At 72.3% G+C, this 13,204-nt stretch carries 14 protein-coding genes; 5 read left to right on the top strand and 9 right to left on the bottom strand.

Annotated elements, in window-relative coordinates:
- Nucleotides 1-9 precede the first annotated feature (9 nt).
- The 3 genes from AB0D67_RS00995 (at nucleotide 10) to AB0D67_RS00985 (ending at nucleotide 3,621) form a co-directional block, all read left to right on the top strand.
- Nucleotides 10-1,098: a substrate-binding domain-containing protein gene (locus AB0D67_RS00995; RefSeq protein ID WP_362928437.1), complete on the top strand. Its 1,089-nt coding sequence runs from the start codon at nucleotides 10-12 to the stop codon at nucleotides 1,096-1,098.
- A gap of 85 nt (nucleotides 1,099-1,183) precedes the next feature.
- Nucleotides 1,184-2,614 (top strand): APC family permease, encoded by a 1,431-nt coding sequence (locus AB0D67_RS00990; RefSeq protein ID WP_362928435.1) that lies wholly within the window; start codon nucleotides 1,184-1,186, stop codon nucleotides 2,612-2,614.
- On the top strand, nucleotides 2,611-3,621 hold the full coding sequence (locus AB0D67_RS00985) for an acetamidase/formamidase family protein (RefSeq protein WP_362928433.1): 1,011 nt from the start codon (nucleotides 2,611-2,613) through the stop codon (nucleotides 3,619-3,621). Before AB0D67_RS00990 ends, AB0D67_RS00985 begins: the two co-directional genes overlap by 4 nt.
- Nucleotides 3,622-3,708: 87 nt before the next feature.
- Here the strand turns inward: AB0D67_RS00985 and AB0D67_RS00980 are convergent, their stop codons facing one another.
- From AB0D67_RS00980 to AB0D67_RS00970, 3 genes are read right to left on the bottom strand one after another with little or no spacing between them, the layout of a single operon-like run.
- On the bottom strand, nucleotides 3,709-4,617 hold the full coding sequence (locus AB0D67_RS00980) for a Gfo/Idh/MocA family oxidoreductase (protein WP_362928431.1): 909 nt from the start codon (nucleotides 4,615-4,617) through the stop codon (nucleotides 3,709-3,711).
- A 16-nt stretch (nucleotides 4,618-4,633) separates the two neighbouring features.
- Nucleotides 4,634-5,578 (bottom strand): NAD-dependent epimerase/dehydratase family protein, encoded by a 945-nt coding sequence (locus tag AB0D67_RS00975; RefSeq protein WP_362928429.1) that lies wholly within the window; start codon nucleotides 5,576-5,578, stop codon nucleotides 4,634-4,636.
- A gap of 51 nt (nucleotides 5,579-5,629) precedes the next feature.
- Nucleotides 5,630-5,980 carry a YrdB family protein gene (locus AB0D67_RS00970; RefSeq protein WP_362928426.1) on the bottom strand — a complete coding sequence of 117 codons (351 nt, stop codon included), beginning with the start codon at nucleotides 5,978-5,980 and terminating at the stop codon, nucleotides 5,630-5,632.
- 115 nt (nucleotides 5,981-6,095) lie between these two features.
- Here AB0D67_RS00970 and AB0D67_RS00965 point away from each other — a divergent pair, with 115 nt between their 5' ends.
- Nucleotides 6,096-6,794 (top strand): TetR/AcrR family transcriptional regulator, encoded by a 699-nt coding sequence (locus AB0D67_RS00965; protein WP_362928424.1) that lies wholly within the window; start codon nucleotides 6,096-6,098, stop codon nucleotides 6,792-6,794.
- A 102-nt stretch (nucleotides 6,795-6,896) separates the two neighbouring features.
- Here AB0D67_RS00965 and AB0D67_RS00960 read toward each other — a convergent pair whose 3' ends face one another.
- Genes AB0D67_RS00960 through AB0D67_RS00940 form a run of 5 tightly spaced genes read right to left on the bottom strand, consistent with a single transcriptional unit; the run spans nucleotide 6,897 to nucleotide 11,922 of the window.
- Nucleotides 6,897-8,087, bottom strand: coding sequence for an alpha/beta hydrolase (locus AB0D67_RS00960; RefSeq protein ID WP_362928421.1), 1,191 nt, complete (start codon nucleotides 8,085-8,087; stop codon nucleotides 6,897-6,899).
- A 13-nt stretch (nucleotides 8,088-8,100) separates the two neighbouring features.
- The gene (locus tag AB0D67_RS00955) at nucleotides 8,101-9,588 is read right to left on the bottom strand and encodes a S41 family peptidase (protein WP_362928419.1); all 1,488 of its coding nucleotides are present in this window, start codon (nucleotides 9,586-9,588) and stop codon (nucleotides 8,101-8,103) included.
- Nucleotides 9,585-10,634 carry an ABC transporter permease gene (locus tag AB0D67_RS00950; protein ID WP_362928417.1) on the bottom strand — a complete coding sequence of 350 codons (1,050 nt, stop codon included), beginning with the start codon at nucleotides 10,632-10,634 and terminating at the stop codon, nucleotides 9,585-9,587. Before AB0D67_RS00950 ends, AB0D67_RS00955 begins: the two co-directional genes overlap by 4 nt.
- Nucleotides 10,631-11,521 (bottom strand): ABC transporter ATP-binding protein, encoded by an 891-nt coding sequence (locus AB0D67_RS00945; RefSeq protein ID WP_362928415.1) that lies wholly within the window; start codon nucleotides 11,519-11,521, stop codon nucleotides 10,631-10,633. The genes AB0D67_RS00950 and AB0D67_RS00945 overlap by 4 nt, the downstream gene beginning before the upstream one ends.
- Nucleotides 11,518-11,922 (bottom strand): GntR family transcriptional regulator, encoded by a 405-nt coding sequence (locus AB0D67_RS00940; RefSeq protein WP_362928413.1) that lies wholly within the window; start codon nucleotides 11,920-11,922, stop codon nucleotides 11,518-11,520. The genes AB0D67_RS00945 and AB0D67_RS00940 overlap by 4 nt, the downstream gene beginning before the upstream one ends.
- 135 nt (nucleotides 11,923-12,057) lie before the next feature.
- Between AB0D67_RS00940 and AB0D67_RS00935 the strand changes: the two genes are divergently transcribed.
- Nucleotides 12,058-12,612: a YciI family protein gene (locus AB0D67_RS00935; RefSeq protein ID WP_362928411.1), complete on the top strand. Its 555-nt coding sequence runs from the start codon at nucleotides 12,058-12,060 to the stop codon at nucleotides 12,610-12,612.
- A 246-nt stretch (nucleotides 12,613-12,858) separates the two neighbouring features.
- Here the strand turns inward: AB0D67_RS00935 and AB0D67_RS00930 are convergent, their stop codons facing one another.
- The gene (locus AB0D67_RS00930) at nucleotides 12,859-13,080 is read right to left on the bottom strand and encodes a hypothetical protein (RefSeq protein ID WP_362928409.1); all 222 of its coding nucleotides are present in this window, start codon (nucleotides 13,078-13,080) and stop codon (nucleotides 12,859-12,861) included.
- Nucleotides 13,081-13,204: the final 124 nt, after the last annotated feature.

Here is a 13,204-nt window from a genome sequence, read left to right as displayed (position 1 = left end):
CTCCGCAGTGTGGCAGACATCGTCACGCCCGTCATGGAACCGCTGGAAGCCCGGTTGCTGCGGAGCGCCGCGCTGCGCGTCGGGCTCGTGGTGCCCCTGTCGGGGGTCCTCGGCCTGGTCGGCCCGTGCGCGGTCAACTGCGCGGTCCTCGCCGCCGACGAGGTCAACCTCGCGGGCGGGATGCTCGGCAGGCCCGTCGAGCTGGTGCTGGTCGACGGCGGCGGGCCGGCCGCGCGGGTGGCGGCCGAGGTCGCCGGGCTGGCGGCCTCCGGGGCGATCGACGCGGTGGCGGGCACGCACGGCAGCGACGTGCGGATCGCGGTCGTGCGGGCGCTGGGCGGCCGGGTGCCGTTCGTCTACGCCCCGCCGTACGAGGGGGGCGGGCACGCGCCGGGGGTGTACTTCCTCGGCGAGACGCCGGGCCGGCAGCTGCGGCCGGGCCTGGACTGGCTCATCGACCGGCGGCGGGCCCGCAGGTGGTTCCTGCTCGGCAACGACTACGTCTGGCCGCGACTGGTCCACGGGACGGCCCGGCGTCACCTGCGCTCGCGCGGCGCGGAGGTGGCCGGGGAGCGGCTGGTGCCGTACGGCGTGCGTGACTTCGCGCCGGTCCTGGCCGAGCTGGCCGCCTGCCGGGCCGACGCCCTGCTGGTCAGCCTGATCGGCAGCGACCTCGTCTCCTTCAACCGGGCCTTCGCCGAGGCGGGGCTGTCGCATCCGCGGCTGTGCGGGGCGCTGGAGGAGCACGGCCTGCTCGGCATCGGTGGTGACGCGACCGGCGAGCTGTACGGGGCGATGGGGTATTTCGCGAGCCTGGTCACCGACGAGAGCCTGAGCCTGGGCGAGCGCTACGTCCGCCGGTTCGGCCCCGACGCGCCGCTGCTCAACGGGCACGGCCAGGGGTGCTACGAGGCGGTGCTGATGCTGGCCGCGCTCGCGGGCCGGGCCGGGACGCTGGCCGTGCCCGCGGTGGACGCGGTGGCCGACGGCGCCTCCGTCGTCACCGCGCGCGGGCGGCTGACCCTGCTGAACCGGGGGGTGCGGCGGCGGGCCCATCTCGGCCGGGCGGACGGTCTGGACTTCGACATCGTCCGTTAAATCTTTCTATAGAAAACTTTTCATATGGAAGGATCGCCCCTAAGGTACGACCGGACCCCTTTCCGGCGCTTAGGAGCTCGCTTCCATGACCACCGAGCCCTCCATAGAGCAGTTCGGCTACCGACAGGAACTGCGCAGATCCCTCACCTTCACCGACCTGCTCGTCTACGGCCTGATCTTCATGGTCCCGATCGCGCCGTTCGGCATCTTCGGCAGCGTCTACCAGGGCTCCGGGGGCATGGTCGCGCTGACCTACGCCATCGGCATGGTCGCCATGGCGTTCACCGCGTCGTCCTACGCGCAGATGGCCCGCGCCTTCCCGATGGCCGGCTCGGTCTACACCTACGCGGGACGGGGCATCGCCGCCCCCGTCGGATTCCTGTCCGGGTGGGCGATCATGCTCGACTACGTGCTGGTGCCGGCGCTGCTCTACCTCATCGCGAGCGCGGCGATGGCGTCGTTCGTGCCCTTCATCCCCATCTGGGGCTGGCTGATCGTGTTCGTGCTGCTGAACACGATCGTGAACTACACCGGCATCCAGATGACCGCGCGGGTCACCAAGATCATGCTGGTCGCGGAGCTGATCGTCCTGGCGATCTTCCTCATCGTCGGCGCGGTGGCACTCCTGTCGGGCAAGGCCCAGGTGGGAGCGCTCAGCCCGCTGTTCGACTCCTCGACGTTCTCCTGGCCGCTGGTCTTCGGGGCGGTCTCGATCGCGGTGCTGTCCTTCCTCGGCTTCGACGGCATCTCGACGCTGGCCGAGGAGAGCCAGGTCGACAGCCGCCGGCTGGGCAAGTCGATGATCGCCGCGCTCGGCCTGGCCGGCGCGCTGTTCATCGCGCAGACCTGGGTGGCCGCGCTGCTCGTCCCCGACCGCGCCCGGCTGCTGTCCCAGGGCGACCCGGCCGGCACCGCGTTCTACGACGTCGCCGAGTTCGCCGGGGGCCGCTGGCTCGGCATCCTGACCGCGGTGGCCACCGCCATCGCCTGGGGTTTCGCCAACTCCCTCGTCGCCCAGGCCGCCACCTCGCGGCTGCTGTACGCGATGGCCCGTGACCGCCAGCTCCCGTCCTTCCTCGCCAAGGTGGACCCCCGGCACCGGGTGCCGGTCAACGCCACCCTGCTGACGGCGGCGGTGTCCCTGGCCGTCGGGCTGTACCTGACCACCCGCCCGGACAACGGCATCCCGCTGATCAGCGGGCTGGTCAACTTCGGCGCGCTGGCCGCCTTCCTCGTGCTGCACGTGTCGGTGGTCGTCCACTACGTCGTACGGCGGCGCAGCCGCGACCTGTGGCGGCACCTGCTCGCCCCGGTCATCGGCTTCGCGATCCTGGGCTACGTCGTGATCAACGCCAGCTTCGAGGCCAAGACGCTGGGGCTGTCCTGGATCGCCCTCGGCGTCGTGCTGCTGGCCGTCTCCTACGCCCTGGGCCGCCGCCCCACGCTGTCCGGGATGCACGGCGACGCGCCGGAGCCCTCGGTCTCCCGCTCCGGGCGGACGGGGGACGCGCGATGAACGTCGTCTCCTACCGGCCCGAGCCCTCCGAGCTGAGCTACACCTTCGGCGGACGGCCGGCCGTACGGCGGATCCGGCCCGGCACCGTCGTCGAGATGTACACCGAGGACTGCTTCGCCGGGCGGGTCCGCTCCGTCGGGGACCTGCCCTCGCGCGTCTGCGACTTCCCCTACCTGAACCCGGTCACCGGCCCCTTCCACGTGGAGGGCGCCGAGCCCGGCGACACGCTCGCCCTGCACTTCGTCTCCATCGAACCGGCCAGGGACTGGGCGGTGTCGGCGACGTTCCCGCACTTCGGCGCGCTCACGCCCACCCACGCGACGGCCATGCTCACCCCGGCGCTGCCCGAGGTCGTCTGGCGCTACGACATCGACGCCGAGGCCCGCGTGGTCCGCTACCACGCCCGCAACGACGACTTCACCGTCGAGCTGCCGCTGGACCCGATGCACGGCACGGTCGGCGTGGCGCCCGCCGCGTCCGAGGCGCGGATGACGATCACCCCGGACACGCACGGCGGCAACATGGACACCCCCGAGCTGCGGGCCGGGGTCACGGTCTACCTGAACGTCAACGTCGAGGGCGGCCTGTTCGCGGTCGGCGACGGCCACGCCCGCCAGGGGCACGGCGAGGTCTGCGGCACCGCCGTCGAGGCGGCGATGAACACCGTCGTCGCGGTGGAGCTGGTCAAGGGGGTGACCACCCCGTGGCCGCGCTTGGAGGACGACACCCACCTGATGTCGACCGGCTCGGCCCGCCCGCTGGAGGACGCCTACCGGATCAGCCAGCACGACCTGGTCACCTGGGCCTCGGAGGTCACCGGCCTGGAGACCCTGGACGCCTACCAGCTCGTCAGCCAGATCGGTGAGGCGCCGGTCGGCAACGTCTGCGACACCAACTACACGATGCTCGCCAAGATCCCCAAGGCGTACCTCGGAGGTCCGGCGGTCTACGAGTCGGCCCACGAACGGCTGCGCGCCCTCGGCCGGGCCTACCTCGAACAGCGCTGACATCTTCGGGCCCGGATCAGGGGCGGGCCCGGCATGCCCCCGCCGTCCGGGCCGTCCTGCGACGCGGCCCGGACGGCCGGCTGGGGCCTAGAGGGCGTCGGTAGCCGGGTGGATCGCCGCCCGCACGACGTCCTCGCAGACCGCGTGGGTGGCCAGGGCGTCGCCGGCGTCGATGACGACGCCGGAGCGGACCGCGTCGAGGAACTCCCGGCAGACCTGCTCGATGCCGCGCTGCTCGCCGACCGGGACCCAGTCGCCGCGCCGGGTCAGCGTCTCCCCCCCGGCGTAGTCGATCACGTCGGCCAGGTTCACCACCCGGCGCTTGACGCCCCCGCCCATGACCTCCACGGTCTCCTCGGACGCGCCGCTCGTCCTGCTCATGATCCCGAACGCGGTGAAGCCGTCGCCCGACAGCTCCAGCGTCACGTGCTCCAGCAGGCCGTCGGCGACCCGGGTGCGGATCTGGGTGTGCTCGACCGGGCCGGGCGCCAGGAACCTGAGCGTGTCCACGACGTGGACGAAGTCGTCGAAGATCGCGGTGCGCGGGTCCTCGGGGAGGTCCCTGCGGTTCTTCTGCATGACCACCAGGTCGCGAGGCAGGCCGAGCAGCTCCCGGTAGGACGGCGCCCGGCGGCGGTTGAAGCCGACCAGCAGCGACCGCCGCCGCTCGCGGGCGAGCCGTACCAGACGCTCGGACTCGGCGTAGGTGTAGGCGATCGGCTTGTCGAGGTAGACGTGGACGCCCGCCCGGAGCAGCGGCTCGACGACCTTGACGTGCGCGGCGGTCGCGGCGTGCACGAAGGCCGCCTCGACCCCGGCCTCGATCACCTCCTCCACCGAGGTGGAGCGGGACGCCACCCGGTAGGCGTCGCCCAGGCGGTCGAGGGTGTCGCGGTTACGGGTGCTGAGGTGGATGTCGAGGCCGGGCAGCGCGGACAGGACGGGCAGGTACGCCTTCTCCGCGATGTCCCCCAGGCCGATCATGGCGATCTGCATGCTCCGAGCGTACGGCCTACGCCGCCGCCGCGAGACGGTTCCGCCACCACGCGATCGTCGAGGTCAGCGCCTCGTCGAGCGGGGTGGGCGACATGCCGAAGGTCGTCTGGAAATCGGTGGAGTCGAGAACGAAGGGCCGGGTGAACTGGTATCGCAGCTCCTCCAGCTCGCCGAGCATGGGCGAGAAGGCGCCCCCGGCGCGGACCAGCCAGTGCGGCATCGCCCTGACGCCCGGGTTGCGGACGCCGGCCAGCTCGCACAACCGGTCGGCGACCTGGGCGGCCGGCAGCGGCGCGTCGGTGGGGACGTGCCAGGCGCGTCCCCAGACCCGGTCGTCCCCGGCCGCCGTCACCAGGGCCCGCGCCACGTCGGGGGTGTAGGTCCAGCTGTGCGGCTGCCCGGGGTCGCCGATGAAGCGGGCGACCTTCCCCGAGAGCAGCCGGGGGACGAACCTCTCCCCCAGGTGCGCCTGGTCCAGCGAGCCGGGGCCGAAGTAGTCGGAGGCCCGCAGCTCGGTCACCCTGACCCGGCCGGCCTCGTGCGCGGCCAGGGCGTCGCGCCACAGCCGCACCCGGATGGCGCCCTTGGCGCTGGGCGGGGTGAGCGGGTCGCTCTCGCGCATCGGCCGGTCGGGGGCGGCGTAGCCGTACAGGCAGCCGAGGATCACGTATCCGGCGCCGGAGGTCTCGGCGGCGCCCAGCATGGAGGCGGCCATCGGGGGCCACGCCTCGGCCCAGCGGTGGTAGGGCGGGTTGACGCAGTTGAACAGGGTGGCGGCGCCCCTGGTGAGGCCGGCCATCCGGTCGCGGTCGGCCACGTCCGCGGCGATCCGGCGGACGCCCGGCAGTTCGGGGCCGGAGCCGGAACGGCTGACGAGGACCACCTCGTCACCCCGCTCGGCCAGCAGCCGGGCCACCTGCGAGCCGATCTGCCCGGCCCCCGCGACGACGTGCTTGCTCATGGTCGCTCTCCCTCTCACTCTCACTGGTCTCTCACCGGCCCTCACTGCTTCTCACTGGTTCCACAGCAGCCGCAGCCCCGCGTTGACGAGGAAGACCGCGGCGAGCAGCGCTCCCGCTCCGGGACGGCCGGCCGCCACCAGGGCCGCCGCGCCGCCGCCGAACCAGATGACCTCCAGGGCGACCCGGCCGAGTCCGGTGGCCGGGATCGGCGCGTTGGCGCCGCCGCCCGCGCCGAAGACCGCCCAGACCACGGCGAACGCCACCGGGGCGCCCAGCCCGAGGAGCAGCCTCATCGGCCAGTTCGCTCCGGCGGTGAAGCCCCAGACCCCCGCCGCGACGAGGACGCCCAGCTCCAGCAGGAACATGACGAGGAGGTTCGCGCCTTTGGCGAGGTTCAGCATGGGGGGCTCCGATGAGATCGTTGCTTCGTTGTGAGAGCAATGCTCTCTCAAAAGAGAGACCCTCGTCAAGAGCAGTGCTCTCTTTTATTTCCGCCGCTCTGATATCGTCCTGACCATGAGCTCAAGCCGAACAGCACGGGAACGGGTCAGAGCCGAGCTGACCAGGGAGATCGCCGACATCGCGCGCCGGCAGCTCGCCACCGAGGGGGCCGCGGGGCTCTCACTGAGGGCCGTCGCCCGGGAGATGGGCATGGTCTCCTCGGCGATCTACCGCTACTTCCCCTCCCGGGACGACCTCCTCACGACCTTGATCCTCGACGCCTACAACGCCCTCGGCGAAGCCGTGGAGAACGCCGACGCGGCCGTGCCCCGCGAGGACCACACCGGCCGGTGGCTGGCGGTCTGCCACGCCGTACGGGACTGGGCGCTGGCCCACCCGCACGAGTACGCCCTGCTGTACGGCTCGCCCGTGCCCGGCTACCAGGCGCCGCAGGACACCGTCGCCGCGGCCGTGCGCGACACCGTCGTCTACGGCCGCATCGTCTCCGACGCCCTCCACGCCGGGGCGCTGAACCCGCCCGACCTCACCCCTCCCCCGGCCGCGTCGTTCGCCGAGGACGCCGCCCGGGTACGGGGGATCATCCCGGACGTCCCCGACGACGTGATCGCCCGCGCCCTGGTCGCCTGGACCGGCCTGTTCGGCTGGGTCAATTTCGAGCTGTTCGGCCAGTTCAACAACGCGATCCTCGACCGCGGCCCGGCCTTCGACCACGCCATGCGCTCCCACGCCGCCTATCTCGGCCTGCCCCTCTGAGCCCGTCACCGCGCTCATCACGCCGCGGCTCCCGGCCGATCCCGGGAGCCGCACCAGGCCGGCCCTCGAAGGGGCATGACCTCGGACATGGCGCGTGTGACCTCAGGATCGGCCGCACGCCCCGGGGCAGAACCCGGCCTCGGGGAAGCGCGGTGACGGCCCGTCCAGGAGGGGCTGCCGCCGTGACTTCAGGTGCCGGTCGAGGAAGGCCGCCACGTACGAGCGGACGAGCTCGGCGGACCGCGCCGCGGGCAGGACGCCGGGAGGGTTCCTGATGCCGAGGGCGTCCTCCAGCAGCGGCGAGTCGGTGAAGGAGCCGTGTTCGCTGCCGGACAGCACCAGCCAGCGCTTCCACCCGGTCAGCCGCTTCCAGTCACGGTCCCACGAGGCGTCGCGGCCCCCCGGGACGTGCTGCGGCGAACCCATGAACATGAACGGCCGGGAGAGGCCGCTCCGGGGGATCCGGGCGTAGGTGGTGCCGTCCATGTCGATCCCGGCCCGCACGCGGGAGTCCTCCACCATGGCCGCCAGGGCCGCGGCCCCGCCGATCGACTGACCCGCCATCGCGATCCGGGTGCGGTCGATCAGGCCGTGCCCGCCCCACCCGGAGATCAGCCGGTCGAGCACGAAGGAGACGTCGGCGGCCCGGCCCCGGACCACGCCCGTGCCGAAGCCCGGGTCGGTGTCGCTGTCGCAGGCGAGGCATCCGGCGACCCGCCCGCCGGGGAGGGTCGTGGCGTGACTCTCGTAGGTGTGGTCGATCCCGGCCACGACGTACCCCCGGCCGGCCAGGTCCTCGGCCAGGGAGGTGAGCGTGCTCACCGGCTCGGTGAAGCCCGGCGAGAGCACCACCAGCGGAAGCCTCCGTCCGGCGGGGGCGGCGTCCTTGACGGCGTTCGTGCGCGTCCTGCTCAGCGTGTCGTACGGCGCGCCGGCGATCCCCTTGCCCTTCAGCAGGAGCTCCGACTCCTCGGGCGTCATGTACGGCGCCCGAGGCCCGTCCCGCCGCCCGGTCGGGTACCACAGGGTGACCTTGAGTTCTCTGGCGTCGGCGTCGAGGTTCCACGGATCAGGGCGGGAGGTGTCCTTCAGGTACAGGGCGGTGGTGCCGACCGGGTGGGGACCGTTCGGGGCGGGCAGGGCCGCCGGGCCGGTCGGCGTGACCGACGGGGCGCCGGTCCGGGGCGGCGTGGGCGTGGAGCAGGCGGACACTGTCAGAACGGCCAGGACGGCCAGGGTTGTCAGGGCGGTCAGGACGGCCGGTCCCGCGACGACGGCCAGGAACTGTCTCATGGAGAGGTCCGATTCACTCATGCAGCAGGGCCAGGGCCTTGACCAGCGCGGGGTCGCGCCCGGCGGCCGCGTCCTCCGGGGTCGGGGGCACGTGGTGGTCGGGCGGCACGCCGATCCGGTCGATCACCTCACGGTCAGGCCCCAGGTGGTGCCTGGCGGGGAGGCTCAGGACCGTGTTGTTCCTGAGCAGGTACGGCTGCGCCGGGCCGGAGACGACCCCGGCGGTCCTGGTGCCGACCAGCCGGCCGGCGCGCAGGTCCTTGACCGCGGCGCTGAAGTGCTCGCAGGCCGAGGCGCAGCCGCGGTCGATGAGCACCACCAGCGGCAGGCCGAGCAGCTCGACGGTGCCGTCGGTCCACATGGCCTGGCACCTGTCGTCCACGGTGCACTGGTAGGCGGTGACCCTGCCGTGGACGAACGCGCTCACCAGCCGGGTCGCCTCCGCGGGACTGCCGCCGCCGTTGCCGCGCAGGTCCAGCACGAGGCCGGCCGGCGTCCGGCCCGCGCGCAGCCTGGAGACGGCCTTGAGAACCCTGTTCGCGGAGTCGGAGGCGAACCCGCGCAGCCGTACGTAGACGACGTCGCCGTCCAGCAGCTTCGACGTCACCACCCGCAGGGTGGCCGGATCCTGCGGGTAGAGGCCGGGCTTGAGCGTGACGGTCCAGCGGCGGCCGGTGCTCCGCCGCAGGAGCCGCAGTTCGACCGGGCGCGCCTCCGGATAGCGCGGGTAGAGGGCGGCGATCGCGGGACCGGCCCTCCCGTCGACGAAGGGCGCCGAGCCGTTGATCGATTCGATGACGTCGCCGGGGCGCAGCCCGGCGGCCCGCGCCGCGCCGCCCGGCACGGCGGTGACGAACAGCGGGGGGAGCGCGGCACCGGGGTCGCCGTCCACCTGCGGGCCGCTGACGTTCGCCTCGACACCCAGGTCGTAGCCGTCACCGTCGTAGTGGTCGGGCGGCGTTCTGACATCGTGCGTCCAGCGGGCGTGGTCGTCGCCGAGGGCGGCCACGATGGCCTCGAGGGTGACGACGGCCAGCCTGTCGCGCAGGCCGGGGACCTGATCGGTGATCTTCCGGTAGGCGGCTTCGAAGGCGGCCCAGTCGGCTCCGCGATCACCGGTCAGCGCGGGCATCGTCGCCTCGGGCAGGTCGCGCCCGTCGCGGTTCAGCTCCTGGATCAGGGCGGCGAATCCGGCTGTCAGCAGCGAGCGCGCGTCCAGGGTGGCGCCGCCGTAGTGGTCGCTGAGGATGCAGAAGTACGCCTGTTCGATGACGTCGACCGTGGTGGCCGTCTCCGCCCCGGGGATTCCGTGAGGCCGCGAGCAGACCGTGCCGGCGGCCGTGCCCGCCTGGCTGCGCGGCGGCGGCGGCGTGGTGCAGGCCGCCGCCAGCAGGAGGGCGAGCCCGGCGGCCGCGGCCCTGACGGCGGCCGTGATCGTCTCCTTCGGTGATCGGATGCCCGGGGTGCCGTGCTCACCGATGACCTCGGCACGGCACGTCATGACAGACGCCTGCGGATCCACCAGAAGCAGAACCCCGTGAGACCGGCGGTGAGCAGGGCGTAGATCCCGGTCTCGATCCACTGGAAGGGCCAGAAGCGCTCAAGGGGGTGGTAGGTCGCCCGCTGCCGGTAGCCGAGGCCGTTGACCTCGGCCAGGCACGCGCCCATTTCCGGTGATCTTCCCATCGGCGCGCAGGGGCCCGACGTGGTGGAGACGCTGACGGGGCCTTCCTCTCCGACGTGGGCGATCGTGCGCCCGGACGGGTCGAGGAGGTCGCTGGACAGGGCCCAGGCGCCGGGATGACCGGGAACGACCGGCCTCAGCACGATGTGCGCGGATCCGGTCTCCCCGTCGATGGCGATTCCGGGCACGTTCGCCTGGCTGATCTCGAAGGTCGCCGTGATCGGGGACATCAGGTGGGGCCGGACCAGCAGCGGCACGGCGAACTGGACCGCGACGAAGGCGGTCAGGGTGAGGGCCACGGCGGGCAGAGTGCGGCGCACCAGCATGCCGACGGTCACGCCCAGGACGACGGCGAAGGCCGCGTACCCCATCGGAGTGATGCCGCGCGCGCCGAAGACCAGGGGGGCCATCACGGCCAGTTCGGGAACGGCCGACCTGTCCAGGGGGCCGGACCACCAGGTCACCACGAGGCCGCACAGGCAGGCGGCGGCCGTGGCGGTCAGGCCGATGAGGCCGAGCTTGACCGCCAGCCAGCGACCGCGGGTGACGCTCTGGTTCCACACCAGCAGGTGGGTGCCCGCCTCCAGTTCGCGGGTGATCAGCGGTGCTCCCCAGAAGAGCCCGAGGAGGACGGGCAGGAGCAGCACGACGAGGCTGACGGCCAGGAAGGGCAGCTGGTGGCCGTTGAAGAAGCGGTCGTAGAAGCGCTCGCAGGTGTCGTCCCTCGTACAGGCGGCGATCCCCGCGGAGTAGCGGGAGGCCAGGTCCGGGCCGGTCAGGGCCAGGACGGCGGTGAGGACGACGAGGACGGCGGCCGTCATCGCGGCCGAGCCGCGGAACTGACGCCAGGTCAGCCAGATCATCGCCGCACCTCCAGGGCGACCCGCCGGTCGTCGGTGACGGACCCGTCCATGTGGGCCAGGACGAGGTCCTCCAGGCCGAGCCGGCTGACCGTCCAGGCGGGGTCGTGGATCGGCGCGTCGGTGCGGACCACGTACGTGCTCTGCCGGTCGGTGTGGTGTGCGGAGACCACGTGCTGGTCGGCGGGGAGCCTGCCGGGGTCGCGGCGCGGGCCGGTGAGCCGGTGGTGGGTGCTCAGCAGCGTGTCGATCTCCCCGGCGACCCGGACGCGCGAGTCGACGAGGACGATCAGGTAGTCGCAGACCCGTTCCAGGTCGGAGACCAGGTGGGAGGAGAGGACGACGCTGAACTCGTGCTCGGCGACGGCCTCCATCAGTCCCCCCATGAACTCGCGGCGGGCCAGCGGGTCGAGCGCGGCGACCGGCTCGTCCAGGATCAGCAGCTCGGGCCGTTTGGCCAGGCCCAGGGTGAGGGCGAGCTGGGCGCGCTGGCCGCCGGACAACCCGCCCGCCCGGTGGGCGGGGTCGATGCCGAGCCGGGCGATGCGCTCCCGCGCCGCGCCGTCGTCCCAGCGGGGGTTGAGCCTCGCCCCCAGCCGCAGGTGCTCGGCGACGGTCAGTCCCGCGTAGACGGGGGCGTCCTGGGCGACGAACCCGACCCTGGCCAGCTGCGCGGGCGTGCTTCCCGGCCGGCCGCCGAGCACGGTGACGCCGCCCGCCGTCGGTTCGAGCTGACCGCAGGCCAGCTTCAGCAGCGTGGTCTTGCCGGCCCCGTTGGGACCGACCAGCCCGACGACGTGACCCGCCGGGATGTCGACGGTGCACTCGTGCAGCGCCCAGCGCCTGCCGTACCTCTTGCCCAGTCCCCGGGCCTGTAAGACGGCGGTCACGCTATGTCCTCCTGAGCGGTGGTCCGGAAGGTCGTCATGAACAGGGCCTCGATGCTCTCGTCGTCGAGACCGGCCAGGCGGGCCTTGGTCAGCCAGCGGCGCAGCTCCTGACGCAGCGGCCCGTGCGCGGCCAGCGAGGCGTCGGTCAGCGTCCTCGTCACGAACGTCCCGACGCCGGGCCTGGCGGCCACCAGTCCTTCGTGCTCAAGCTCCCGGTAGGCCTTGAGCACCGTGTTGGGGTTGATCGCCAGCCGCGCCACCACCTCCTTGACGGTCGGGAGCCGGTCGCCCTCACGCAGCAGGCCGAGCCGCAGCGCCTGCCGTACCTGCTGGACCAGTTGCAGGTACGGCGAGACGCCCGACCTGCCGTCCAGATAGAACTCGATCACTGTTTCCACCATTTATCTAGTCTCCTAGTACTTTAGGCTAATGGATGTTGATGGATCATGGGAAGCACCCCGCAACCGGCTCTTCCGCGACGGCTGATTCCATGGGATGCCGGGCCGGGGCGCCGAGATCATCTAGGCTGGGCGGTCGTGGAGTATTTCGTGTACGGCCGCGACCGTCCCGGCACGTTCGGGCTCAAGGTGGATCTGAGCGAGGACCACTGGGCCTTCATGGACGGGTACGCCGAGGTGCTGGTCGCCCGGGGTCCCACGCTGACCCACCATGGCGACGAGGCCGAGCCGACGGGCAGCCTGCACATCGTCGACCTCCCGGATGCGAAGGCCGCCCGCGCGTTCGCCCACGAGGAGCCGTACCACCGGGCCGGCGTCTTCGCGTCGGTGCTGCTGTACCGCTTCCGCAACGTCCTGGGCCGCACCATGTGGGACTTCACCGGGGCCGTGGACGGCTACGACCGGTTCCTGGTGCTCGCCATGGGCGGCCCCGGCCCCGCGCCGGCCACGTCGGAACACCTGATCGTGTACGGCGAGCTGCTCTCCCTCGACGGTGAGACGCGGCTCGGCCGGGCGGCCCTGGTGGAGGCTCCGGACCGGGAGACCGCCGCGGCGCTGTTGCCGGCCGGCGGCGACGGCCGTACGGAGGTCCATCCCTGGCGCTTCGGCGGCAGACCCGCTCAGGGCCGCTGACGACCGGCGAGAGCGACCCGGCCATGTCGAGAGCCGACGTGGCTCATCGGATGAAGGCCCGTCCGGGCGGCAGGCCGAGATCGCTCGCCGTCGTCACTTGTAGTTCGGTGAACCGGCTACACGTGGAACTAAAAGTTATTTGTAGTTTCGCGAGGCCACAGTGCTGTTTCCCGATCAGCCCAGGCCTCGGGGCACCTGCCGCCGTCGGCTCCGCACCCGAGGTCTAACCGGCTCCGCATCCAGGCCTCATTCCTCGGAGCGGGCGAACAGTTCGAGGTGGGAGCAGCGGGTGCAGCGGAACGCCTCGATGATCCAGCGCGTCTTTCCCATGCGCCTGGCGTTGCCGAGCGGGCCGCGCTTCAGAGGACCCGCGATCCAGCGACCGTATCCCCGTGAATGCTCTCCGGCGTCCTCGACGAATCCCGGCTCCAGGTCCGTGCCGTCACATTGGGTGCAGCGCATGGTCATGGTTTCCAGTCTCTCGGATTCCCAGAACTCCACCGGCCCGTACTTCCGGAGCGCCGACGCGGTAACGCTTTCTCCCTCTCGATGGCGACAGGGGCACGAGCTCATGATGACGTCCTCTCGCGCT

This window comes from Streptosporangium sp. NPDC048047 (assembly GCF_040653115.1).
In the GTDB taxonomy this organism is placed as follows: domain Bacteria; phylum Actinomycetota; class Actinomycetes; order Streptosporangiales; family Streptosporangiaceae; genus Streptosporangium.
This window is presented reverse-complemented; position numbering and strand designations above follow the sequence as displayed.